Below are 24750 nucleotides of genomic sequence, written 5' to 3'. Positions count from 1 at the left end.
CGTGCCCTCCCTAGAGCCTTCCGAAAATACGGAGCATGCGGAACGCGGACCGCCGTCCGGCCCAGTAGGCGACGCAGGCCACCACGGCAACCAGGCCGAGGACCTTGCCGGGGCTGGAGAGTTGATCTGCGGCGATGCCCCTGGCCAGGCTGAACGCGTCGAGGCTGCCCGACCCCGACGCCGACAGCGCCGTGCTCGACGGCGGCGTCGCGCTCGGCGGCGGCGTCGCGCTCGGCGGCGGCGTTGCGCCGGTCCCGGTGGTTGCGGGCGCAGTTACCGGGACCGCGGACGAGGCCGGCGGGGGTGCCGCGGCCGGCGTCTCCACTTCGGGGGCAGTCCCGGTGCCGGCCCCGGCAGCGGCACCCGGTTCGGCGAGCATGGCCTGCAAGTTGCTGGCGAAGAGTCCCATCATTTGTTCGGTGACGCTGCCGATCACGCTTTTGCCCATCGCCGCCGCCTTGCCGGACAGCGCCAGGTCGGCGCTCACGGTTCCGCGGGTGGTGGTTCCTTCTTCCGTGAGGGCCAGCGTCACCTGGGCTTCCGCGGTGCCTTGGCCGCGGGTCTCCTGGGCCTTGCCGCCCAGCACGGCCCGGTGCTCGGCGGCGTTGCGCTCCAGCACGTTGAGCAGCCCCTTGTACTGCATGTTCACCGGGCCCAGCTTGACCGTCATGCCCACCTGGTAGGCGTCGTCGGAGAGTTTGTTCAGGATCTGGGCGCCCGGCAGGCAGCCGGCCACCCGTTCGAAGTCCATCAGGGTGTCCCAAACCTTGCCGATCGGTGCGACCACCGAAAAACTGCTGTCAATCTGCATGAGCTGCTCCCTTGTCTTCCGCTTGTCGTCCGATCATTCGAAGTCGCGTTTCGTGGCCGCCGGCCGCGGGCGGGCCTTCACCCCGGATTGCGGCGGCGAGCTCCGCCAGCGCCGCGTAGCTGTGTCCACTGACGAAGGCGTCGCAGTAGGGCAGGGCCGCGGCGATACCGCCGGCCAGCGGCCGGAAGCCCGGTGCCGCTTTTCGCGGGTTCACCCAGACCACCCGGTGCGCGAGCCGGCGCAGCCGGGCCATTTGGGCGCCGACTTGTCCCGGATCCTCCTGCGCCCACCCGTCGGAGAACACCACCACCACGGCTCCCCGGGCCAGCCCGCGGCGGCCGTATTCGTCCAGGAAGTGCCGGAAGCTCTCGGCGATCCTGGTGCCGCTGGCCCACTCCGTCGCCGTGGCAGCCGCCTGGGCGAGGGCCAGATCGGGATCGCGGTGGGCCAGCTGCCGGGTCAGGCGGGTCAGCCGGGTGGAGAAGACGAAGGCCTCGGCCCCGGCGTTCGTGACGGCGCCCTGCAGCAGGGCCAGGAAAACCCGGGAGTAGGACTCCATCGAGGCGGAGACGTCGCACAGGAGCACCAGTTTGCGGCGTTGTTCGCGGCGCCGGGCGTAGAGCAGCCGGGGCGAGTCGTAGCCGGAACGGCGGGCCGCCCGCACCGTGGCCCGGATGTCCAGGCGGGCACCGCTGTGCGGGGACTTGCGGGTCCGCCGGCTCAGCCGCGCCGGTGTCGCCAAAAGGATCCGCGCCGCCAGCCGCCGGACCTCGGCGGCTTCCTGCTCGGAGAGTTCGGCAAAGTTTGTCGTGTGCAGGTGCTCCTCGGTGGACGCCATCGCGAGGACGGCCTCCCGGTCGGGGCCGGAGCGGGCGCCGTCGTCGTCACGGCCAGTCGCCACGGCAGGATGCCGCCGGCCGGCCGTGCGGCCGGGCTCGGTCGGGCGGCCGCTATCCGCGGCGGGCCGGGGGTGCGATCCCTCGTCGGGCGGTGGGGCCGGCGGCGCGGGCACGGGTGTGCTGGCGCTGCGGCCCAGCGCTGCGGCGGGATCGAAGCCGCCCCGGAAGACGGAATCGAACACGGCGTCGAACACCGGCACCTGCTCGAGACTGGAGACCAGGACCACCCGCAGGGTCCAGTAGAGCCGTTCCAGATTCGTTGGCGGTACCAGCCGGAGAGCCTGTGCCAGCCGGGCGGCCCGGTCCGGGGAGCACAGGAGGCCGGCACCGCGCAGCGCCGTAATAAAGGTGGCCGCCAGGGCGGCAGCCTCCACAAACGCCGGAGCGGGAGCCTGCACCGGCGGCCTCGTCTCAGTCACCGGCGCCGCCCACCAGCCAGGCGGCCCCGCGTGAGTCCACCAGTTCCAGGTCGTCACGGTTCTTGACGATCGAGCCCCAGGTTTGTTCGGCGGTGGCGGCGTCGATCCGCTCAATGCCCAGCACGGCGAGCGCCGAAACCCAGTCGATGGCCTCCGAAATGCCGGGCGGTTTGGCCAGGTCCAGGGTCCGCAGCCGCGTGATCACCGCGGCGGCCTGCAACGCCAGCGGACCGCTGCTGGCCGGCACCCGGCGGCGGACGATCTCGGCAATCCGCGCCGGCCCGGGGTAGTCGATCCAGTGGTAGAGGCAGCGGCGCGTGAGCGCGTCGTGCAGGTCCCGGGTGCGGTTGGAGGTCAGGACAACGATGGGGGGATGGGTGGCGCGGATGGTGCCGAGCTCGGGGATGGTGACGGAGGCCTCCGCCAGCAGCTCGAAGGTGAACGCCTCGAACTCGGCATCGGCGCGGTCGATTTCGTCCAGCAGCAGCACCGCCGGCCGCGGCCCGGGGTGTTCGATTGCTTGCAGCAGTGGCCGGCGCAGCAGGTACTGGGGGCCGAACAGCTCGGCTTCGCTGACCTCGGCGTCGCGTGCTTCGGCCAGCCGGATGCCCAGTAGCTGGCGCTGGTGGTTCCACTCGTAGAGCGCCTCGCCTGCGTCGATTCCCTCGTAGCACTGCAGCCGGAACAGGGGTGTGTCCAGCAGCTCCGCCAGGGTCTTGGCCGCCTCCGTCTTGCCCACGCCCGCCTCGCCTTCGAGCAGGATGGGCTGCGGCAGCCGCACTGCGAGGAACAGGGCGGTCGCCAGCCCCGCATCGGCCAGGTAGTCGTGCTGGTCCAGGGCCGCCATGAGCGACGCCACGTCCGGGATCCGCCGCCGCACCTCTTCCTCGGCACCTGTCCGGGCCGCCGTGTTCACCCGGCCCCCTGTAGCTCGGACAGCACCCGGCGGTAGTCGTCCTCGGTGTCGACGTCCGGCGGGACGTTGCCCGGCGTCGGGACCTCGACGACGTCGTCCGCCCGCTGCTCCAGCAGCTTCCACACGGCCTTGTCGCCGTGCAGCGAGGCCAGTTCAGGCAGCAGCCGGCGGCTGAACGCCAGGGGGTGGCCGACGCCGTCGTCGTAGCGGCATACGGCCGCGCCGGGACTGTGCTGCCGCGCCAGCGCCTGCAGCAGCGGCGCCACGTTCTCGGCCCGGACGCCCGGCTGGTCGCCCAGCAGCAGCACTACCGCGCTGGTGTCCGGCCGCAACAGGGCCATCGCGGCGGCAATCGAGGACGAGCAGCCCTCGTCGTAGTCGGGGTTCAGCGCCACCTCGCAGCCCGAGGTGTCCACGGCGCCCAGGACCTCCGCTGCGGAGCCACCCAGCGCCAGCACGGTCTGGGCGAAGCCGCAGCGCCGTGCCGTCGCGAGGACGGCGTCCAGCAGCACGCCGTCGCCATAGGGCAGCAGCTGTTTGGGCCGGCCCAGGCGCCGTGAGGCCCCGGCCGCCAGGATGACGGCCGCGGTGCCGGCCAGGGCGGGGGAGTCAGGTGCTGAGAGCATAGCGCTCCGGGTCCTTGCGGAAGGCCGCGCGGCAGCCAGGGGAGCAGAAATACACGGTGACGCCGTTGTGCTCGAGGTGCAGGGACGATTCCACCGCCGGGACCGACATGACGCACACGGGGTCCACCGCGGTCTCTGGCTGCGGGGTGGACGGTGCCGGTACCCCGCCGGTGTCTGCGTGGGCCCGTGCCACGGCCCGTTCCTGGACCAGCTGGGCCAGGATGGACACTGCGATTTCCCCGGGGGTGCGTGCGCCCAGCTGCAGCCCTGCCGGGGTGTAGACCCGGGAACGCAGCACATCGTCCACCTCGAGCGAGTCGAGTACGGCCGCGCCGCGCACTTCGCTGGCCACGAGGGCGACGTAGGGGACGCCGGCGCGCAACGCCGCTTCGAGGGCCCCCTCTTCGGCCTTTCCATGCGAGGCGACAATCAGGGCGGCGTCCCCGGGGCGCGGCCGGGCCGCCTCGCCCTCGGCCAGTTCGACGTCGAAGCCGACGCCGGGTCCCAGCTCGGCGAGCGCCTGTGCCACCGGTGCTGCCCCGACCACCACGACCCGGGGTGCCGGGATCCGGGGCTGCAGGAAGATCTCGATCGCACCGCCGCTCAGGCACGGGTTGGACACCTCGACGGCGCCCTCCTCGGACCGGTGCGACGGCTCGCCGGGTAGGACGCGCAGCAGGAGGGGCTCTCCGGAGGCCAGCACCTGCAGTCCGTACTCCCGGACCGAGGACTCGACGCAGTTGCCGCCGACGAAGCCCTGGAGCTCGCCGCCGGGCAGCAGCAGGGCGGTGTCCCCGGCGCGGGCGCTGGTCGGATGCTGGGCCCGGACCACCGTGGCGTGCACGAAGGGCTCGCGGCGGGCGGTGAGCTCGCCGGCCCGGGCGGCGAGGGATTCTGCGGTGTTGGTCATCAGATCGGCGGCCTTGCCCGGCCCTGCATGGCCGCCCAGACCCGGGCCGGGGTGCAGGGCATGTCCATGTGCACGACGCCGAACGGCGCCAGCGCGTCCACCACCGCGTTCACGATCGCCGGCGGGGAACCGACCGTCGCGGACTCGCCGATGCCCTTGGCGCCGATGGGGTGGTGCGGGGATGGCGTGACCGTGAAACCGGTCTCCCAGTCCGGCACTTCCATGGCGGTGGGGATCAGGTAGTCCATGAAGGAGCCGCCGAGGTTGTTGCCGTCCGCGTCGAACTCGATAATCTCCATCAGGGCCATCCCGACGCCGTCGGTCAGGCCGCCGTGGACCTGGCCCTCGATGATCATCGGGTTGATCCGGGTCCCGCAGTCGTCCACCGCTACGAAGCGCCGTACTTTGACGTGCCCGGTGCCCGGGTCGACGTCGACGACGCAGATGTAGGCGCCGAACGGGAACGTGAGGTTGGGCGGGTCGTACGTGACTTCCGCGTCCAGGTTGCCGTCGACGCCCTCCGGCAGGGTCATGGTGCCATGGGCGGCCATCGCGATGTCCTCGATGGTCTTCCCCGCGGTGGGGTCGCCCTTCACGAACCAGCGGCCCTTTTCCCATTCCAGGTCCTCCGGACGGGTCTCCAGCATGGCGGCGGCGATCAGCTTCGCCTTCTCCCGCACCTTGCGGGCAACCAGCGCGACGGCGCCGCCGCTGACCGGCGTCGAGCGGCTGCCGTAGGTGCCCAGGCCGAACGGCGTCTGGTCCGTGTCGCCGTGGACGACGTCGATGTTCTCCGGCGGGATGCCGAGTTCCTCGGCGACGATCTGGGCGAAGGTGGTTTCGTGGCCCTGGCCCTGGCTTTGCACGGAGATCCGGACCACGGCCTTGCCGGTGGGGTGCACCCGCAGTTCGGCGCCGTCGGCCATGCCCAGGCCGACAATGTCGAAGTGCTTGCGCGGCCCGGCGCCGACGACCTCGGTGAAGAAGGAGATGCCGATGCCCATCAGCTCGCCCTTGGCCCGTTTCTCGACCTGTTCGCGCCGCAGGTCCTCGTAACCGGCCAGCTCCATGGATTTCCGCATGGCCGCCTCGTAGTTGCCCGAGTCGTAGACCCAGCCGGTCTTGTTGGCGTAGGGGAACTGCTCCGGCTTGATGAAGTTCTTCAGCCGCAGCTCCGCGGGGTCCATCTCCAGCTTCCGGGCGAGGATGTCCACCATCCGCTCCACGAGGTACACGGCCTCGGTGACGCGGAAGGAGCAGGCGTAGGCCACGCCGCCGGGTGCCTTGTTGGTGTAGACGCCGGTCACCTTGCAGTAGGCGGCCTGCAGGTCGTAACTGCCGGTGAAGATGGAGAAGAAGCCGGCCGGGGTCTTGGTGGGTTGGGCGGTGGCGTTGAAGGCGCCGTGGTCGGCCAGCACGTTGGTGCGCAGGGCCAGGATCTTCCCGTCCCTGGTCGCGGCGATCTCGCCCTGCATGATGTAGTCGCGGGCGAACGAGGTGGACATCAGGTTCTCGGAACGGTCCTCCACCCATTTCACCGGCCGGCCCGTGACGATGGAGCCGACGACGGCGAGGATGTAGCCGGGGTAGATGCCCACTTTGTTGCCGAAGCCGCCGCCGATGTCCGGGGACACGATCCGGATCTTGTGCTCCGGGATGCCGGCGACGATCGCGAACAGCGTGCGGTGGGCGTGCGGGGCCTGCGTGGTCTCATAGAGGGTCAGCTTGCCGTTGACGGCATCGAAGTCGGCGACGGCGCCGCAGGTCTCCATCGGGGCCGGGTGCACCCGCGGATAGACCATCTCCTGGCTGACCACGACGTCGGCGCTCGCGAACAAGGCCTCGGTTTCCGCCGCGTTGCCGATCTCCCAATCGAAGATCTTGTTGTCCGTCCGGCCGGCGATCTCGTCCCGGATGACGGGGGCGTCGGCGTCGAGGGCCCGCCGCGCGTCGACCAGCGGCGGCAGCACGTCGTATTCGACGTCGATCAGTTCCAGGGCGTCGCGGGCGGCGTACCGGTCCTCGGCCACAACGAAGGCGACCTCCTGGCCCTGGAACCGGACCTTGTCCGTGACCAGCACCGCCTGCACGTCGGCGGAGAGCGTCGGCGCCCAGGCGAGCTTGAGGCCCTCCAGGTCCTTGCCGGTGATGACGGCCAGCACTTTGGGGTGGGCCAGGGCGTTCGTGGTGTCGATCGACACGAGCCGGGCGTGGGCCACCGGGGCACGCAGGATCGCGCCGTGCAGCATGCCGGGCAGCACCAGGTCGTCGATGTAGTGGCCCTTGCCGCGAACGAAGCGGGGGTCTTCCTTGCGCTGGATCCGGCCATAGCCGATCGGGCGGTCCGCGTCGCCGGCCGCGGGGTTGATTCCCCGCTCATGGATGACAGTCATGCCTTCACCTCTGCGTCTTCGGTTTCCGTGGCGACGTCCTCCACCACGGTGTCGGTGCCGTCGAGGACCTCGTCGGCGCCTTCGCCGCCGGCGTCGGCAGCGGCGGCCGGATGGGCGGCGGCCCACTGCACCGAGCGGACGATCGTCGCGTAGCCGGTGCACCGGCAGATCTGACCGGAGATGGCCTGCCTGATCTCGCCCTCATCCGGGTGCGGGTTCTTATCCAGCAGGGCCCGGGCGGTGAGCATCATGCCCGGGGTGCAGAAGCCGCACTGCAGCCCGTGTTCCTCCATAAAGCCCTGCTGGACCGGGTCCAGCGTGGCCCCGGTGGCGAGCCCCTCCACGGTGCGGATGTCGTGCCCGGCGGCCATGGCCGCGAGGACGGTGCAGGACTTCACCGGCTGGCCGTCCATCAGGACCACGCAGGTCCCGCAGTTGCTGGTGTCGCAGCCCCAGTGCGTGCCGGTCAGGCCCAGCACCTCCCGGATGTAATGCACCAGGAGCACCCGGGGTTCGATCTCGGACGTTACTTCGTTGCCGTTCACGGTCATGCTGATCTGCATGCGCTTCAGCCTTCCTGTGTCTGTTCGGCCGTCCGGGCGGCGCGGGCGCAGGCCCGTCGCAGGACCCGCCGGGTGAGTTCGTCGGCCAGATGCCGTTTGTAGTCGACCGGCCCGCGCTGGTCCGCCACCGGGTCGCAGGCCTCGGCCGCCAGCCGCCCGGCGTCGGCGTACAGCTCCTCGGAGGGCCGCTTGCCGCGCAGCAGTTCGGCGGCCTCCGCGACCGTGTGCTCCAGGCCCAGCGCCGTCAGCCCGACGGCGCCGTCGGCGATGCTGCCGTCCTCGGCGAGGGTCACGGCCGCGCCCGCGGCACCGACTGCCCAGTCGCCCACGCGCCGTTCCACCTTCTCGTAGGCGCTGGACGAGCGGGGCCGGACCGGGAAGCGGACTTCGGACAGCAGCTCGTCCTGCCCGACAGCGGTCTGGTACGGGCCGCGGTGGAAGTCCCGCATGGACAGGACGCGCTCACCGCCGGGCCCACGGACCACGGCCACGGCGCCGAGGACGTCGCAGACCGTGGAGAGGTCTTCGGCGGGATCGGCCTGGCACAGGGAGCCGCCGATGGTGCCGCGGTTGCGCACCACCGGGTCGGCAATCACGCGTTCGGCGTCCCGGACAATCGGGAACAGCCGGGCGATCTCTTCCGATTCCAGCAGCGTGCTGTGCCGGGTGAGGGCACCGACGCGCAGCTCCGCGCCGTCGCGCAGGATGAAGTCCAGTTCGAAGAGGTCGTTGATGTCGATCAGCCACTCGGGCCGGGCGAGCCGCAGTTTCATCATCGGAAGCAGGCTGTGGCCGCCGGCGATGATCCGCGATTCGGGGCCGTGGCGTGCCAGAAGCTCGAGCGCGTTCTCCACCGTGGTGGCCCGAACATAGTCGAATGGAGCCGGAATCTGCATAGTCCCACCTCACTCCGGGGCGCAGGCAACGTCGCGCGGCGCCGATTTAAGGCAAGTGTTGCCCCGCCCCGACGGGGGTGTCAATATCGACATAAGCGAAAGGTTATGAAGCCGTGTCGATGACGTTGAGCCAGTTGCGGACGTTCGCGTTGGTGGCACGCCTGGGCTCGCTTCATGCCGCCGCAACGGCCCTGGAAGTCAGCGAACCGGCCGTCTCCGCGGCCCTGGCGGCGCTCCGGCAGGACCTGGGCGACCCGCTGTTTGTGCGGTCCCCGGGCGGGATTACCCTGACCCCGGGCGGGCGGGCGCTGGCGGACTACGCCCAGGACATCGTCGGGCTGGCGGACCAGGCCCGTTGGGAGGTCGCCAACGCCAAGAACGACGCCGGGCAGCTGAAGATCGCCGCCACGGCGCCGTTCGCCGAACACGCGGCGGGCCGGCTGCTGGACCTGTTCACCAAACGCGTTCCGGGCGCCTCCGTGGACGTGGTCGCCGTGGCGGCGGAGGACCTGGCGGGACTCCTGCTGGAACGCGCCTACGACATCGCCCTGGGGGCCCGGCCGCTGGCCCCAGCGGGTACCCCCGCCACCGAACAGGGCCTCGAGTCCGTCCCCTTCCTGCGCTACCAGCGGGTCTTCGTGGCGGACGCCGCCGACCCGCTTGGCCGGATGCGCGGCCCGCTCGCCGTGGAACGGCTGCTGGGAAGGCCGTGGTTCGCCGGGCCCGCGGGCATCCTGGACAGCTCGGAGGAAGGCCGCTGGCTCGCGGGCCTCGGCGTCGTGCCGGAAATCATCAGGCTGAGCAGCGAGACGGACGCCCTCGCGGCCGTGCGGGCGGGGGAGGGGATCATGCTGGCGATCGGGCACATCGTCCGGGCCGAGGTCCTCAGCGGCGCGCTGGTCCGGGTCCCCGTGGCCGGAACCCCGGTTCCCGGGCTGTGGTGGGCCAGCACCCTGGACCAGCACCGGACCACCACCATGGCGAAAACCCTGCAGCGTTTTGTCCGCACGGCCGACGCGACGGCGGCGATGGTCGCCCCGGGCGGTTCCCGCGGGCTGGAGCGGCGAGGCTCGAAGTTCCACGTCGCGCTGTGGAGCTAGTGGCGGGTCAGGGCCGGGACTGAAGTTGCCTGTGTCGCGTTGCACATTGGCCGGATTCGGTGCTACCCCTTGAGGGACAGCCGATCGACGTATGAACCCGACGAAGAGGAGTAGCACATGACTTTGCCCCGAGATGAAGACAGCTCGCTGCGGCACTGGAGCGCCCGCGTGATCCAGGCCCTGCAGATCCTGGACCTGGAAGTCGACCACGAGAAGATCGTCCAGGTCGCGGACGAGTCGCTCAAGGCCGTGGGGCCGCACGCGGATGCCATCAGCGCGTTCATCGTCGGCTATGCCGCGGGGACGGCGTCCACCAACGGCCGGAAGAGCACACAGGAAGCGGTGCATGCCGCGTCCAACAAGGTCATCGAGCTGTGCGAACACGGCGAGTCGGGCGGCCCGGATGAGAAGGGCTGGGCCAAGCGCGCCCAGTAGCCGGACGAATCGCCAGCAACGCAGGCAGGCCGCGTCCCCACCATGTGGGGACGCGGCCTGCCTGCGTTGGGCGCGGTGCCGGCCTAGGCAGGCGTAGCCACTCCGGGTGCCGTGTGGAGCCGGGCGGGGCTGTCCGGCGTCTGGTCCAGGCTTGGCTCAAGCCGCACGATGACTGCCTTCGAGATCGGCGTGTTGCTGCCTTCGGCGGTGTGGTTGAGCGGCACCAGCACGTTTGCCTCCGGGTAGTACGCAGCGGCGCAGCCCGGCGCCGTCGGGTACGAGACCACACGGAACTTGCGCAGCACCCGTTCGACGCCGTCCTGGTACTGGCCGTGGATGTCCACGTAGAGGCCGTCCGAGAGGCCCAGTTCACTGATGTCGTCCGGGTTCACGAACACCACATGGCGGCCTTTCTTGATGCCGCGGTAGCGGTCGTTGTGGCCGTAGATGGTGGTGTTGAACTGGTCGTGCGAACGCATGCTCTGCAGGATCAGGGTGCCCGCGGGCCGCTCCACGTGTTCGAGCTCGTTGACGGTGAGAACGGCCTTGCCGGTCGGCGTCGGGAACGTGCGCGAGTCGCGGGGGCCGTTGGCGAGGATGAAGCCGCCTTCCTGGCGGATCCTCGTGTTGTAGTCCTCGCAGCCGCCCACCACCCGTGAAATGTGGTCCCGGATCAGGTCGTAGTTCTTCTCGTAGCCGTCCCAGTCGGCCTTGATCTTGTCCCCGACGAGGGCTTTGCCGAGGCGGCTGAGGATGGCCGGTTCGGAGAGCAGGTGGTGCGACACGGGCTCCACGCTGCCCCACGAGGGGTGCACTGCGCAGACGGTGTCCTCAACCGAGACGAACTGCTCCCCGGATTCCTGGATGTCGATCTCGCTCCGGCCCATGGTGGGCAGGATCAGGGCTTCGGCTCCGGTCACGACATGGGAGCGGTTGAGCTTGGTGGAGACCTGGATCGACATTTCCGTCCCTGCCACCGCGGCCTCGGCGGCGTTGGTGTCCGAGATGGCGCCGACGAAATTGCCGCCCATCGCCATGAAGACCTTGATCTCGCCCTCTTGCATCTTGTTGATGGTCTCCACCGCGTCGACGCCGTGCTCGCGGGGCGGTTCGAAGTCGAACTCCTCGCCGAGGGCTTCCATGAAGGACTGCGGCATCTGTTCCCAGATGCCCATCGTCCGGTCGCCCTGCACGTTGCTGTGCCCGCGGATCGGGGAGGCGCCGGCGCCGGGCTTGCCCATGTTGCCGCGCAGCAGGAGCAGGTTGATGATCTCCTTGATAGTTGCCACGCCCTTCTTCTGCTGCGTGATCCCCATGGCCCAGGTGATGATGACCTTCTCGGCTTTCAGGTACCGGGCGGCCAGCTCGTCGATTTCCTCGGACCGCAGCCCGGTCGCGTCCAGAACGGCCTGTTCGTCCAGCAGCGCGAGGTGCTCCTTGAGTTCCTCGAGGCCTTCGCAGTGCTCGGCGAGGAAGGCATGGTCAAGTACGGTGCCGGGGTTCTTCGCCTCGGCGTCGAGCACGCGCTTGGAGACCGCCTGCAGCAGGGCCATGTCCCCGCCGATCCGGATGTGCAGGAACTGGTCCGCGATCGAGGTGCCCCGGCCGATGATGCCCTTGACCTTCTGCGGGTTCTTGTAACGGTGCAGGCCGGCCTCGGGCAGCGGGTTGACGGCGACAATTTCGCCGCCGTTGTGCTTGCAGTTCTCCAGCTCGGTGAGCATGCGCGGGTGGTTCGTGCCGGGGTTCTGGCCCATGATGATGATCAGGTCGGCGTCGGCGTAGTCATCGAAGTTGACCGTGGCCTTGCCGATGCCGATGGTCTGCCCCATGGCCCAGCCCGAGGACTCATGGCACATGTTGGAGCAGTCAGGCAGGTTGTTGGTGCCGTAGCCGCGGACCATCAGCTGGTACAGGAAGGCAGCCTCGTTGGAGGTACGGCCGCTCGTGTAAAAGGAGGCCTCGTCCGGGGAGTCCAGGCCTTTGAGCTTCCCTGTGAGGATCCGGATCGCCTCGTCCCAGCTGACCGGCTTGTAGTGGTCCTCGCCGGCCGGCTTGTAGACCGGCTCCGTGAGCCGGCCCTGCATGCCCAGCCAGTAATCGGAGCGGTCCCGCAGTTCACTCACCGAGTGCTCCGCCCAGAACGACGTCGGGATAACCACCGGCGTCGCCTCCCAGGTGACGGCCTTGGCGCCGTTTTCGCAGAATTCGAAGGCCTTCCGGTGATGCGGGTCCGGCCAGGCGCAGCTCGGGCAGTCGAAACCGTCCTTCTGGTTCATCTTCATGACCGTCTTGCGGGTCCGGTTGAGGCCCATCTGCTCCACGGCCGGGACCATCGAATGGTAAACGCCTGGGACACCGGCAGCCCAGTGCTTCGGTCCCTTGCCGACCTCCAGGTCCTTTTCGCTGGTTTCCTCAATGCGCGGAGTCTTACGAGTCACGTCAACTTCCCTTCTGCAGACGCCGCCGGTGGCCCGGCGGCGGGCACAACTTCTCTAGGCACCCTACCCGCACGCCCATCACAGGCCTATCAGCTTGCCCGGAGCGCCGCAAGCAATTGCCCCGATCCTGCGGCGGCACGGGCCCTCCGAACGCAGGGGCCCGTGGGCGGCGGGAGGGGCGATTCAAGTTTTTCGCAAGAACCTGCACGCATTCTGGTAGCACCATCAGCTTCTGGAGGCGGGTTCGTGCTCTCCGGCACCCGGCGCCTTGACGCGGTACACGAGCGGGTGCCGCGTCCGGGGGCAGGAAGATGGCACCGCCGGCTGGCGGGTTCCCAGCGACCCGTCAGCCGGCCGCCAGCATGTCCTGGATTTCCCGGCGCAGGACCTTGCCGATCAGCGAGCGCGGCAGCTCATCCATCAGCACCACGCGTCGCGGGACTTTGTAGGCTGCCAGGTGCCCCCGCGCGAAGTTCTGGAGGGCGCCGGTGTCGACCGTAGCGCCCGCGGCCGGCACGACGGCGGCTACTACGTCCTCGCCCCCGCCGGGCCGGGGCAGGCCGACGACGGAGACCTCGGCGACGCCCGGGAACTCGGCGAGGACGTCCTCCACCTCGGTGGGGGAGATGTTGAAGCCGCCGCTGATGATCAGCTCCTTGATCCGGTCCCGGATCGTGACGAAGAAGTCGTTGTCCACCGACACGATGTCGCCGGTGCGGAACCAGCCGCCCTCCAGCAGCGCCTCCTCCGTCTCCTGCGGCCGGTTCCAGTAGCCGGCGAAGACCTGGGGCCCGCGGATCAGCAGCTCGCCCGGCTCGCCGGGGCCACGGTCGATCAGGACGTTCTGCGGATCCACCACGCGGATGTCCGTCAGCGGGAACGGCACGCCCACCGTACCCGGCTTCCGGCTGGGTCCGAACGGGTTGCCCACCGAGATGGGCGAGGTCTCGGTCAGCCCGTAGCCCTCGATCAGGTAGCCGCCGGTCGCCCGCTCCCAGGTCTCCACCGTCGCGGCCGGCAGGTTCATGGCACCGGAGATGGAGTAGCGGATGCCCTTGAGGCTGACGCCCTGCCGGGCCGCCGCGGCCGCGAGCCGGTCGTAAATCGGAGGTACCGCGGGCAGGAAGGTCGCCGGGGACTTCCGGTGCGCCTTCAGCACCAGGTCGACGTCGAACTTGGGAAACAGCACCAGCCTGGCACCGGTACTCAGCGCGAAGGTCATGCACAGGGTCAGCCCGTACGCGTGGAACATCGGCAGCACCGCGTACACGGTTTCGCGCCCGTCCTTGAGGCCCGGCACCCAGGCCCGGCCCTGGGCGGCGTTGGCCTGCAGGTTGGCATGCGTCAGCATGGCGCCCTTGGGCGTTCCGGTGGTGCCGGACGTGTACTGCAGCACGGCCAGGTCCTCCGGCGCGGGGCGCGGGTGCCGCTTCTTCAGTTCGCCTGCGTCCAGGAGGTCGCGCCACGGCAGGACCTGCCGCCGGACGCCGCCGGCCTGGCGGGCGGATCTTCCTGATGGCGGTATTGCTGCGGACAATTTCCCGGCAGAAAGGGCCGCCCGCGCCCTGCGCGCGGCGGGCAGCGGCAGCCGCAGCGCGAGCCGCTTGCCCAGCGGCATCGCCGGGATCAGCTCGACCGAGACGATGCTACGCAGCCCGACGTCGGCCGGGAGCCGCAGCACCCGGTCCACCGCCTTGTCCCAGACGATCGCGACGGCGGCGCCGTGGTCCTCGAACTGGTGGCGCAGTTCGCGGTCGGTGTAGAGCGGGTTGTGCTCGACCACGACGGCGCCGAGCCGCAGGGCGGCGTGGAAGGCGACCACGTGCTGCGGGCAGTTCGGCAGGACCAGGGCGACCCGGTCGCCGGCCGTTACGCCGAGCTTCTTCAGCCCGGCGGCCACCCGGCTGATCTGCGTACCCAGCTCCCGGTAGGTGGTCCGGGCACCGAAGAACTCCAGGGCCGTCTTGGCGCCGAAACGCCGGACGGAGGAGTCCATCAAGTCAACGAGGGAACCCTTGGGCAGCTTGAGGTTGGCGGGGACTCCCGGGCTGTAGTGCTTCGTCCACGGACGGTCCGCCCAGGGGAGGGCGGGAACCGGGGCGCCGGGGGTGGATTTCTTATTCATGCTCAGTCCTTGCCACTGGGAATGGCGGCGTCCGGCTGGCGGGCCGCCCTCAAGCCGGCCCAAAGTGCCCGCCCGAAAAGCCTACCGGTACGGGCACCGGCGTCCCGCACGCCCGCAGCCCGGGTGCCTGGCGCGGGAGTGACTTTCGGCCCTAGGGGAGGGGGCGGTTTGCGCGGAAGGTGGGTTTGACGGACTCGGGAACGGAAGCATCATGAAACACGAGCAGCCGACCCTCCGGTTCTTCGGTGCCACCGACACTGTGACCGGTTCCCGCTACATGCTCGAAGCCGGCGGGCGCCGGGTGCTCGTCGACTGCGGGCTCTTCCAGGGCTACAAACGCAGCCGCGAGCGCAACCGGATGCCCTTTCCGGTTCCGCCGCGGACGATCGACGCGGTCGTCCTCACCCATGCGCACCTGGACCACACGGGCTACGTGCCGGCGTTGGTGCGGGACGGCTTCACCGGACCCGTTTTCGCCACCGACGGCACCACGGACCTCTGCAAGCTGATCCTGCCGGACAGCGGCTACCTGCAGGAGGAGGAGGCCCGCTACGCAGCCCACCGCGGATCATCACGGCACAGCCCGGCGCTGCCGCTTTACACGGCCGAAGACGCTGTCAAGTCGCTCAACAGCTTCCGGATCCGCGACTTCGACGACCCGCTGGACCTCGGCGGGGGGATGGAACTGACGTTCGTGCCGGCCGGGCACATCCTTGGGGCGGCGCAGGTGCACGTCCGGCTGGGCTCCCAGTCGGTGCACTTCACCGGCGACCTGGGCCGCGCCGATGACCCGTTTATGTTCCCGCCCCGGGCGCTGGGCGCCGTCGACGTCCTCGTCACCGAGTCCACCTACGGGGATCGGTTGCACTCCACGCTGGATCCCGAGCAGCAGCTCGGGGAGATCATCACGCGGGTCGCCAAGCGCGGCGGCGTGGTGATGTTCGCCGCGTTCGCCGTCGGCCGGGCGGAGACGCTCATGCTGTACCTCTCCAGGCTCCGGCGCAAAAACGCGATCCCGGACATTCCGGTGTACCTGAACAGCCCGATGGCCATCGACGCCTCCGGAATGTACCAGCGGCATCCGGAGGAGCACCGGCTCAAACGGGACGAATACGAGAACATGTACAGCATCGCCAAGCTCACCCGCAGCGTGGACGACTCCAAGCTGCTGAACCTGCGCGGCGGGCCGATGATCATCATCTCCGCCAGCGGCATGCTGACCGGCGGCAGGATCCTGCACCACCTCGCCGCCTACGGCCCCGACCCCAAAAACGCCATCGTCCTCAGCGGCTACCAGGCCGGAGGCACCCGCGGCGCCACGCTGGCTGCGGGGGAGCGTGAGCTCCGGATCTACGGGGAGGACGTAAAGATCCGGGCCGAAGTTATCCAGATGGAGAACCTGTCCGCGCACGCCGACACGGACGGCCTGATCAATTGGATGAAGGCGGCGCCGCGGGAGCCGCGGATGACCTACATCACGCACGGCGAACCTGATGCCGCTGACGCGCTGCGGGTCCGGATCAAGCGCGAGCTGGGTTGGCGGGCCCGGGTCCCGGAGCACCTGGAACGGATCGACATCGGGGACCCGCGGTGAACCCGGGCAACGTCACCAAGGCGGCCGTCCTCGGCGAGATCCACTCCCTCGCCCGCCAGCTCCGCAGCGACCGCGACCTGGACGGGCTGGTCCGGCGCGCCGCGGAGTGCCGCTTCACCGCGATCGGGGAGGCCTCGCACGGCACCCACGAGTTCTATACCTGGCGGGCCACCCTGAGCCGCCGGCTGATCGAGGAACAGGGCTATACCTGGATCGGTGTGGAAGGGGACTGGCCGGATTGCTGGCGGCTCAACCAGTGGGTCCGCGGGCTCAGCGGACAGGATCAGGGCGTCCATGCGCTTCTCGCCGGGTTCCAGCGCTGGCCCACCTGGATGTGGGCGAACGAGGAAGTGGCCGGGTTCCTGGATTGGCTGCGCACCTGGAATTCACGTCGGCCCCCTGCGCAACGCGTCGGCTTCTACGGCCTGGATGTCTACTCACTCTGGGACTCGCTGCGTGAGATCATCGGCTGGCTCCAGGAGCACCTGCCCGACGCCGTGCCCGCCGCCATGCGGGCCTGGCAGTGCTTCCTGCCGCACCACGAGGACCCGCACAAATACGCCTGGAGCACACGGCTGGTCCCGGACTCCTGCGAGGCCGACGTCGTGGCCCTGCTCAGCGAGGTCCGGAGCCGGGTGTTCAGCCCGGGCGACCACGACGAGGAAGCCTTCGACGCCGTCCAGAACGCCGAGGTGGCGGCGAACGCCGAGCACTACTACCGGATCATGGTCCGCGGCGACCGACAGTCCTGGAACGTCCGGGACCACCACATGGCGGACACCATCGACCGGCTGGCCCGCCATCTGGGCGCGGCGTCCAAGGGCATCATCTGGGAGCACAACACCCATGTGGGCGACGCACGCGCCACGGAAATGGCGCAGGACGGGCTGGTCAACGTGGGCCAGCTGCTGCGGGAACGGCATGCCCTCGAAGGGGTCCTGCTGGTGGGCTTCGCCTCCCACCGCGGCACGGTGATCGCCGCGGATGCCTGGGGGACGCCGGAGCGGATCCTGCCGGTGCCCGCCGCGCGCCCCGGCAGCCATGAGGACTTCCTGCACGAGGCGCTGGGGGTGCCCTCCGTGCTGGAGTTCGGCGACGACCGGACCGGCGCGTGGCTTTCGACCTGGCTCGGGCACCGGGCCATCGGCGTCGTCTACCACCCGGAGCGGGAACAGGGGAACTACGTGCCGACCCGGATGGGGGAACGCTACGACGCGCTGATCTGGCTGGAACAGACCGCCGCGCTGCGCCCGGTGCACCACGAAGGGCCGGCCGTCGAGCCGGAGTTCGAGACGGAACCGACCGGCTTCTAGGGCCGGGTGCCGGTGAGGGGCTTAAGGCCCTAACCGGCCGCTAGGGCCCGGGGGACACTGAAGTGTCGGCAGTGCCTCGGCGCTGCCGGCGAGTCATGCCAAACAGCAGCGGCCGCCTGCAACGGTCTCCGCCGCGGTCTCAGCAGTGGTCACAGAACGGTGCGCTGCCGGGACCACTGTGGGGGTCGCGTCCACGTTCGCGCCACGGAAAAGAGCAGGATTCAGCATGAGTAAACCAATCGTCGTCGGCATCAATGGCTCGGCGGGCAGCGAGGCCGCGCTGGCCTGGGCGCTGAAACGCGCCGCAGCGCACAAGCTCCCGGTCCTGTGCGTCCACGCCGTTGATGACCGCTGGATGTCACCGGACTTCCAGTACCACGAGCTCATCCGGGAATCCGGGATGGAACTGCTGGAAAAGGCCAAAGCCAGTGCAAAAAACCAGGCCCCCGACGTCGACGTTGACGTCCAGTTGCGGCACGGAAGCGCGGGCTCGGGCCTGCGAGAGGCGTCGAAGGAAGCCTCCATGGTAGTCGTGGGCGCCCACGACAAACACTGGATGGACGGCGGACCCATGACGGACCGCGCCCTCCAGATCGTGACCGCCTCGGACAGTCCGGTGGCCGTCATCCCCAGCACCTCGGGCGCCGCCAACCGCGGCGTCGTGGTCGGTGTGGACGGCTCGGAAGAATCGCTTCAGGCCGTGGCGTTCGCCGCAGCCGAGGCTGACCGCGGCGGTGACGAACTGACCGTCGTCTTGGCTTTCCGCAGCCCTGCCCGCTGGGTTGAGCACCAGCTGCCCGATAGCGGACTCGCCGAGACGATCGTCGAAGAGGACCGGATTGCCTTGGCCGAATCAGTGGCCGGCCTCGGGGACAAGTACCCGGACCTGGTGATCCACCAGCGCCTCGAAACCGACACGGAGCCGGCGAAAGCGCTCACCGACCTGGCGCGGGATGCCCGCCTGCTAGTGATCGGCAGCCGCGGCCGCGGCGGCTTCTCCCGGCTGGTGCTTGGCTCCACGGCCCACGCCGTGCTGTTGAACGTGACGTGTCCCACCGTGGTGACCCGGGTGCACAAGGTCAAGCACGAGGGCTGAGCGCGCGTCTAAACCGTCAGGGACGGCCCCCTCCGCGGAGGGGGTCTTTCCTGTGCCCGGGCCCGGTGGGAGGATATTTCAGTGGATTCGCTGTTCAATCGGATCGGCCACAACTGGTGGATGGTCTTTCCGTTGAGCACGCTCCTGGCCCCATGGGGCCGCTCCCTGGGCAAAGCTTCCGAACGCCGACACCTCCGGAAAGTGGAGCTGTACCGGCTCAGGAACCGTCAGGCCGACGCGGAAACCGCCGGCCGCAACGAGGTGCAGGCCCTCCTGGACGACCACGACGCGGTCAACCGGCGCTGGCTGGACTACGAACTGGACGTCGGAAAGCTGATCGACTTCCCCATGATGACGGACGTGCGCGAACCGCTCACCGTCGCGTTCCTCCGCGCCAAACGGGAAGCAGACGGCTTGCGCCCCGAGGGCCCGGGGCGGATCACGACCGCAGCCGGGCTGGGCGAGGACCGGACCGCGGTGCGTGACTTCGAAGTGGCCTTCGACGTCGCCGACCGCGTACAAACGGGCCCGGCGTGAGCTGGACGGTTTGATCGTGCTGCCGGAGGCCGCGCTGGCTTCCCTTGAGGAGAGGATCGCCGGCATGCTCGACGCCGGCCCGACGCGCGGCCGGCCTCCCTTCTAATCCGCGGCGGCATCGGCGTCGACGCACGATGTTTTGCCCAGCAGACATTGGCACGTACGATCTATTGGGTTTCAGGACAGCTTTGGTGAACTGCGCAAGGGATTCCGGCTTACGAACGGATGAACAGTGACCAACAGGGCCGCCACGGGGAATGAAACTGCTGACCGTCGACTCTGCAGATTGGGCAACAGGTGGAAATCACCGTAATGGTGGCGCTCGTCATAACGCTGGCGCTGTTCTTTGACTTCACGAACGGGTTTCACGACACCGCCAACGCGATGGCAACGCCTATCGCGACCGGTGCCATCAAGCCGAAGATCGCCGTCGCCCTCGCGGCCGTGCTGAATCTCGTGGGCGCGTTCCTCTCCACCGAAGTGGCCAAGACGGTGTCCGGCGGCATCATCCGGGAAGGGTCCGACGGCGTCCAAATCACCCCGGACATTATCTTCGCCGGTCTGATGGGCGCGATTCTCTGGAACATGATCACCTGGCTGAAAGGCCTGCCCTCCAGTTCCTCGCACGCGCTCTTCGGCGGCCTGATCGGCGCGGCCATCGCCGGCATCGGCCTGCACTCGGTGAACTTCACCTCGGTACTCCAGAAAGTCCTCCTGCCAGCCGTCTTCGCCCCCGTGATCGCCGCGGCGGTGGCCTACGTCTGCACCCGGCTCGCCTACGCCCTGACGTCCCGGCACGACCCTGAAACCGGCAGCAAGCTCACGCAGAAGCGCGGCGGGTTCCGCACCGGACAGATCTTCACCTCAAGCCTCGTGGCCCTCGCACACGGCACGAACGACGCGCAGAAGACCATGGGCATCATCACCCTGGTCCTGATCTCGGCCGGCAGCCAGGCCCCCGGCACCGGCCCGCAGCTCTGGGTCATCGCTGCCTGCGCCCTCGCCATCGCCGTCGGCACCTACTCCGGCGGCTGGCGGATCATCCGGACGATGGGCTCCGGGCTCACCGACGTCAAGCCGGCCCAGGGCTTCGCCGCCGAGACCAGCACCGCCGCGGCCATTCTGGCTTCCTCCCACCTCGGCTTCGCCCTGTCCACCACCCACGTGGCCTCGGGCTCGGTCATCGGGTCGGGGATGGGCCGCCGCGGCACCTCCGTCCGCTGGTCGACCGCACGGAAGATCGTCGTCGGCTGGCTCTTCACCCTGCCGGCCGCAGGCGTCGTCGGTGCCCTGACGGCGATGCTGGTGCACACCGGCACCGTCGGATTCATCATCGCCGCCGTCGCCGGGACGGCAGCAGTGGCGTACATGTTTGTTGCCTCCCGGAAATCCCACGTCGGCCACCACAACGCCGTCGAAGTCGAAGAGGCCGGTCAGGCCATCGAGTTCGCAAAGAAGAAGGCCGCGGCGGTCAGCCGCAACAACGACTCCAAGGATGGCCTGAAATGAAGTGGCTTGAACTCGTGCTGGTAGCGGGGGCCACCCTCGTGGCCGCGGTGACCGTCGTCGTCCTCTACGCCCTCGGCGTCCGGCTGACCGCCATCGCCGGCGATGCCCGGACCAGCCAGCCCGGCTGGGTCCGTCCGCTGTCCTACGCTTGTTTCGGCCTCTGCGGCGTCGCGGTGCTCTTCGGGCTCTACCTGATCGTTCCGTACTTCAGCAAGTAGGCCACAGCTAGGCCAGGGTGCCGCGGAGCGGGCTCTGGGAAAGGGGGCCGCTAGTGGCTACGCTGAGTCCATGCCGAGTTTCCAGTACTTCGTAGCGACCTCTCTGGACGGCTTCATCGCCACCGCAGACGACAACCTGGACTGGCTGCTCCAGTTCGACGGTTTTGAAGGCGGCATGGAGAGCTACGAGGCGTTTATGGCCGATGTCGGCGCCATCGTGATGGGCGGCGAAACCTACGCCTGGCTCAAGAAGCATGAAGCGGACAACTGGCCGTACCGCGGAACGCCGAGCTGGATCTTCACGCACCACGAACTGTCCGCCCCGCCGGGAGCGGACGTCACCTTTGTCCGCGGACCGGTGACGGAATTCGTGGAAGACCTGAAGTCCGCAGCCGCTGGCCGGAACGTCTGGGTGGTGGGTGGGGGAGTCCTTGCCGCGCAATTCGCCGACGCCGGCCTGCTGGACGAGCTGATCGTCTCGATTATCCCCGTGGTGCTGGGCAGCGGGAAGCCGCTGCTGCCGCTGGTCCGACCGACGGCGCCGCTGGAGCTGCTCGCGTCCCGGACCATGGGCCGGGGCATCGTCGAACTCCGTTACCGCGTCGCAGACGGCGCCTGACCACTCGGGCCGGCTAGCCGGGGATGTCGCGGAGCAGGTTCGTGATCCGTGCGGTGGAAAGCCGGCGGCCCTGTTCATCGGTCATGACAATTTCGTGCGTGGTCAGGGTGCGGCCCAGGTGGATGGCGGTGCACGTGCCCGTCACGGTGCCGGAGGATACCGCGCGGTGATGCGTCGCGCTGACGTCGACCCCCAGTGCCTGCCGGCCCGGGCCGGCGTGCATGCCGGCGGCGAAGGAGCCGAGCGTCTCGGCCAGCACCACGTGGGCGCCGCCGTGCAAGATGCCGGCAACCTGTGTGTTGCCCTCCACCGGCATGGTGGCAACGGTGCGTTCCGGGCTCAGCTCCACAAAGTGGATGCCCATCTTGACCACGAGGGCGCCGACGCCCAGCCGGCCAAGCCAGCCATGGAGCTCCGCGGGAACCCCGGCGGCTTCGAGCTCGGCGGCGAACGGGGCTGGCGTGAAATTGTCGATCATGGGAACTAGGCTGGCACCTGTGAGCGAAACTACCAAACCGGCCCTTTCCCCTTCCTCGACTGACCTCCTGCCGGCAGCTGAGCCGGAATCAGTGGTCGCGGCCCGGCCCGCGGCAAGGACCAGCCGGGCAGCGCAGTCGGTTTCCGCCACCGAGGCTCCCGTGATTCCCATCACGGACCAGCCCCGACTCCTGGTGCTGGACGGACACTCCATGGCCTTCCGGGCGTTCTTCGCCCTGCCCGCTGACAAGTTCTCCACCGCCACCGGCCAGCACACGAACGCCGTTCACGGATTTACCTCCATGCTGATCAACCTGATCAAGGAGCAGAAGCCCACCCACGTGGCCGTGGCGTTCGACGTCTCCGACGACACCACCCACCGGAAGGCCGAGTATGACGGCTACAAGGGCGGACGGAACGAGACCCCGCGGGAAATGAGCGGCCAGATTGACCTCATCGACAAGGTCATGGGCGCGTGGGGCATTAAGACCATCAAGATGCCCGGCTGGGAAGCGGACGACATCCTGGCCACGCTCGCCGCCATGGGTGAAAAGGCGGGCTACGAGGTGCTGCTGGTCTCCGGCGACCGCGATGCCTTCCAGCTCATCACCGACAACGTGTTTGTGCTGTATCCGCGCAAGGGCGTCAGCGATATTCCCCGGATGGATGCAGACGCCATCAAGGAGAAGTACTTCGTCAGCCCCGCCCAGTACTCGGACCTCGCCGCCCTGGTGGGTGAGACCGCGGACAACCTCCCCGGCGTCCCCGGCGTCGGCCCCAAGACCGCGGCCAAGTGGATCAACCTCTATGGCGGCCTCGAGGGCGTCCTGGAAAACCTCGACGCGATCGGCGGCAAGGTGGGCGATGCCCTGCGCGCCAACGTCGAGGAAGTCAAGCGCAACCGGAGGCTGAACAGGCTCCACACCGACCTCGAGCTGCCCGTCACCCTCGAGGACCTCGCGGACCCGAGGCCGGACCAGGCCGCCCTCGAGGACCTGTTCGATACCCTCGAATTCAAGACCATCCGTACACGGCTCTTCGCCCTCTACGGCAGTGAAGTGACGGAAGCCGAGCGCGAGAGCCTCGACACCCCGGACTTCGTCACCCCCTCGGACGCAGCCGAACTGGGCGCCTTCCTCGCGGCCGGAGCCGGGAAACGGTCCGCCCTGGCCGTCGACCTGGTGCCCGGCCGGATCGGCGAGGACGCCACCGCGCTGGCAATCGTCCGCGACGACGCCGCCGCCTACATCGACCTGGCCAGCCAGGACGCCGCAGCCGAGAACGTGCTGGCCGGCTGGCTGCGCGACGCCGGCTCACCCAAGGTGATGCACGGGTTCAAGGCCGCCCTGAAGGCACTGTCCGCCCGCGGCCTGGACCTGGAGGGCGTCGTGGACGACACCTCGATCTCCGGCTACCTGATCCAGCCCGACCGCCGCAGCTACGAGCTCGCTGAGCTGGCGCAGCACCACCTCAACATCTCGGTGTCCACGGAGGCCGCCAAGGCCGGCCAGCTGGAGCTGGCGTTCGACGGCGACGACGCCGCCGCGGCGGGTGCGCTGGTCCACGAAGCCGCCGTCGTCCGGGCCCTGAGCCACTACTTCGAATCAGAACTCAAGGAACGGAAGGCCCAGGACCTGCTGACCACCCTTGAACTGCCGGTCAGCCGTGTTCTCGCCGACATGGAACTCGCCGGGATCGCGATCGACATGCCGCGCATGGACGAGCAGCTCGCGGACCTGGCGAAGGTGATCGACCACGCCCAGGAGCTGGCATTCGCCGCGATCGGGCACGAGGTCAACCTGGGTTCGCCGAAGCAGCTCCAGACCGTCCTGTTCGACGAGCTCGGCCTGCCCAAGACGAAGAAGATCAAGTCCGGCTACACCACCGACGCCGCCTCGCTCAAGAACCTGCTGGAAAAGACCGGGCATGAGTTCCTGGTCCAGCTGATGGCGCACCGTGAGTCGTCGAAGCTGCGCCAGATGCTGGAGTCGCTGAAGAAATCCGTCACCGAAGACGGGCGCATCCACACCACCTACGCGCAGAACGTCGCGGCCACGGGCCGGATCTCGTCCAACAATCCCAACCTGCAGAACATCCCGATCCGCAGCGAGGAAGGCCGCCGCGTCCGCGGCATCTTTGTGGTCAGCGAGGGCTACGAATGCCTGCTCTCCGCGGACTACTCGCAGATCGAAATGCGAATCATGGCGCACCTCTCCGGCGACGCCGGCCTGATCCAGGCGTACAAGGATGGCGAGGACCTGCACCGTTTCGTCGGCTCCAACATCTTCCACGTCCCCACCGACCAGGTCACCAGTGCGATGCGCTCCAAGGTCAAGGCGATGTCCTACGGCCTCGCGTACGGTCTGACCTCGTTCGGCCTGTCCAAGCAGCTGGAGATTTCCGTGGACGAGGCACGGACCCTGATGAAGGACTACTTCGACCGGTTCGGCGCCGTGCGAGACTACCTCCGCGGCGTTGTGGACCAGGCCCGGATCGACGGTTACACCGCGACGATCGAGGGCCGGCGCCGTTACCTGCCGGACCTGACCAGCACCGACCGCCAGCTGCGGGAGAATGCGGAGCGTATTGCGCTGAACTCCCCGATCCAGGGCTCCGCGGCGGACATCATCAAACGGGCCATGCTGGGTGTGTCCGGCGCGCTGGCCGAGCAGGGCCTGAAATCGCGCATGTTGCTGCAGGTGCATGATGAACTGGTCCTCGAAGTCGCCAAGGGCGAACGCGAGGCCGTCGAGAAGCTGGTCACGGAACAGATGGGCTCCGCCGCGCAGTTGTCGGTTCCGCTCGATGTGCAGATCGGCATCGGCACCAGTTGGTACGAGGCCGGCCACTAGG

General features: G+C 69.0%; 21 protein-coding genes. 10 read left to right on the top strand and 11 right to left on the bottom strand.

Translation table 11 applies throughout. The annotated features are described in order from the left end of the window. Positions 1–10: 10 nt before the first annotated feature. From ACZ5Z0_RS02070 to ACZ5Z0_RS02035, 8 genes are read right to left on the bottom strand one after another with little or no spacing between them, the layout of a single operon-like run. Positions 11–811, bottom strand: a complete 801-nt coding sequence (locus ACZ5Z0_RS02070; protein ID WP_464109673.1) for an SRPBCC family protein — start codon at positions 809–811, stop codon at positions 11–13. Next, on the bottom strand, positions 801–2129 hold the full coding sequence (locus ACZ5Z0_RS02065; protein ID WP_464109672.1) for a vWA domain-containing protein: 1329 nt from the start codon (positions 2127–2129) through the stop codon (positions 801–803). Before ACZ5Z0_RS02065 ends, ACZ5Z0_RS02070 begins: the two co-directional genes overlap by 11 nt. Then, entirely contained in the window at positions 2122–3045 is a 924-nt protein-coding gene (locus tag ACZ5Z0_RS02060; RefSeq protein WP_464109671.1) for an AAA family ATPase, read from the bottom strand. Before ACZ5Z0_RS02060 ends, ACZ5Z0_RS02065 begins: the two co-directional genes overlap by 8 nt. Continuing rightward, the gene (locus ACZ5Z0_RS02055) at positions 3042–3671 is read right to left on the bottom strand and encodes a nucleotidyltransferase family protein (protein ID WP_464109670.1); all 630 of its coding nucleotides are present in this window, start codon (positions 3669–3671) and stop codon (positions 3042–3044) included. Before ACZ5Z0_RS02055 ends, ACZ5Z0_RS02060 begins: the two co-directional genes overlap by 4 nt. After that, positions 3655–4581, bottom strand: a complete 927-nt coding sequence (locus ACZ5Z0_RS02050) for an XdhC family protein (RefSeq protein WP_464109669.1) — start codon at positions 4579–4581, stop codon at positions 3655–3657. The genes ACZ5Z0_RS02055 and ACZ5Z0_RS02050 overlap by 17 nt, the downstream gene beginning before the upstream one ends. Then, entirely contained in the window at positions 4581–6974 is a 2394-nt protein-coding gene (locus ACZ5Z0_RS02045; RefSeq protein WP_464109668.1) for an aerobic carbon-monoxide dehydrogenase large subunit, read from the bottom strand. The genes ACZ5Z0_RS02050 and ACZ5Z0_RS02045 overlap by 1 nt, the downstream gene beginning before the upstream one ends. Next, positions 6971–7537 (bottom strand): (2Fe-2S)-binding protein, encoded by a 567-nt coding sequence (locus ACZ5Z0_RS02040; protein WP_464109667.1) that lies wholly within the window; start codon positions 7535–7537, stop codon positions 6971–6973. Before ACZ5Z0_RS02040 ends, ACZ5Z0_RS02045 begins: the two co-directional genes overlap by 4 nt. A gap of 5 nt (positions 7538–7542) precedes the next feature. Continuing rightward, positions 7543–8433 (bottom strand): FAD binding domain-containing protein, encoded by an 891-nt coding sequence (locus ACZ5Z0_RS02035; RefSeq protein WP_464109666.1) that lies wholly within the window; start codon positions 8431–8433, stop codon positions 7543–7545. A gap of 119 nt (positions 8434–8552) precedes the next feature. On the opposite strand from ACZ5Z0_RS02035, the gene ACZ5Z0_RS02030 reads away from it, so the two are divergent. Together ACZ5Z0_RS02030 and ACZ5Z0_RS02025 are read left to right on the top strand one after the other, a co-directional pair. After that, the gene (locus ACZ5Z0_RS02030) at positions 8553–9533 is read left to right on the top strand and encodes a LysR family transcriptional regulator (RefSeq protein WP_464110685.1); all 981 of its coding nucleotides are present in this window, start codon (positions 8553–8555) and stop codon (positions 9531–9533) included. Positions 9534–9650: 117 nt separating this feature from the next. Further along, positions 9651–9968 (top strand): DUF6457 domain-containing protein, encoded by a 318-nt coding sequence (locus ACZ5Z0_RS02025; RefSeq protein ID WP_464109665.1) that lies wholly within the window; start codon positions 9651–9653, stop codon positions 9966–9968. Between the two features lie 83 nt (positions 9969–10051). On the opposite strand, the gene ACZ5Z0_RS02020 is transcribed toward ACZ5Z0_RS02025, so the two are convergent. After that, positions 10052–12409: an FdhF/YdeP family oxidoreductase gene (locus ACZ5Z0_RS02020; protein WP_464109664.1), complete on the bottom strand. Its 2358-nt coding sequence runs from the start codon at positions 12407–12409 to the stop codon at positions 10052–10054. A gap of 346 nt (positions 12410–12755) precedes the next feature. Then, a complete protein-coding gene (locus ACZ5Z0_RS02015; protein WP_464109663.1) occupies positions 12756–14534 on the bottom strand; it encodes a long-chain-fatty-acid--CoA ligase in 1779 nt (592 codons plus the stop codon). A 211-nt stretch (positions 14535–14745) separates the two neighbouring features. Here ACZ5Z0_RS02015 and ACZ5Z0_RS02010 point away from each other — a divergent pair, with 211 nt between their 5' ends. The 7 genes from ACZ5Z0_RS02010 (at position 14746) to ACZ5Z0_RS01980 (ending at position 21420) form a co-directional block, all read left to right on the top strand. Continuing rightward, the gene (locus ACZ5Z0_RS02010) at positions 14746–16128 is read left to right on the top strand and encodes an MBL fold metallo-hydrolase RNA specificity domain-containing protein (RefSeq protein ID WP_464109662.1); all 1383 of its coding nucleotides are present in this window, start codon (positions 14746–14748) and stop codon (positions 16126–16128) included. Then, entirely contained in the window at positions 16125–17441 is a 1317-nt protein-coding gene (locus tag ACZ5Z0_RS02005) for an erythromycin esterase family protein (RefSeq protein WP_464109661.1), read from the top strand. Before ACZ5Z0_RS02010 ends, ACZ5Z0_RS02005 begins: the two co-directional genes overlap by 4 nt. Before the next feature lie 226 nt (positions 17442–17667). Next, the gene (locus ACZ5Z0_RS02000) at positions 17668–18537 is read left to right on the top strand and encodes a universal stress protein (protein ID WP_464109660.1); all 870 of its coding nucleotides are present in this window, start codon (positions 17668–17670) and stop codon (positions 18535–18537) included. Positions 18538–18618: 81 nt separating this feature from the next. Next, complete coding sequence (locus ACZ5Z0_RS01995; protein WP_464109659.1) at positions 18619–19074, top strand: hypothetical protein; 456 nt, start codon at positions 18619–18621, stop codon at positions 19072–19074. A gap of 297 nt (positions 19075–19371) precedes the next feature. Then, the gene (locus ACZ5Z0_RS01990) at positions 19372–20583 is read left to right on the top strand and encodes an anion permease (protein ID WP_464109658.1); all 1212 of its coding nucleotides are present in this window, start codon (positions 19372–19374) and stop codon (positions 20581–20583) included. After that, complete coding sequence (locus ACZ5Z0_RS01985) at positions 20580–20801, top strand: hypothetical protein (protein WP_464109657.1); 222 nt, start codon at positions 20580–20582, stop codon at positions 20799–20801. Before ACZ5Z0_RS01990 ends, ACZ5Z0_RS01985 begins: the two co-directional genes overlap by 4 nt. A gap of 70 nt (positions 20802–20871) precedes the next feature. Then, positions 20872–21420 (top strand): dihydrofolate reductase family protein, encoded by a 549-nt coding sequence (locus ACZ5Z0_RS01980; protein WP_464109656.1) that lies wholly within the window; start codon positions 20872–20874, stop codon positions 21418–21420. Positions 21421–21433: 13 nt separating this feature from the next. Here the strand turns inward: ACZ5Z0_RS01980 and ACZ5Z0_RS01975 are convergent, their stop codons facing one another. After that, the gene (locus ACZ5Z0_RS01975) at positions 21434–21898 is read right to left on the bottom strand and encodes a hotdog fold thioesterase (protein WP_464109655.1); all 465 of its coding nucleotides are present in this window, start codon (positions 21896–21898) and stop codon (positions 21434–21436) included. Positions 21899–22109: 211 nt separating this feature from the next. Here ACZ5Z0_RS01975 and polA point away from each other — a divergent pair, with 211 nt between their 5' ends. Then, positions 22110–24749, top strand: a complete 2640-nt coding sequence (polA, locus tag ACZ5Z0_RS01970) for a DNA polymerase I (RefSeq protein WP_464110684.1) — start codon at positions 22110–22112, stop codon at positions 24747–24749. The last annotated feature ends 1 nt before the right edge of the window (position 24750 follow it).

Source organism: Arthrobacter sp. T2-23, from assembly GCF_055398325.1.
Note: the sequence above shows the minus strand (reverse complement) of the source record. Positions and strands in the feature narration are given on the sequence as shown.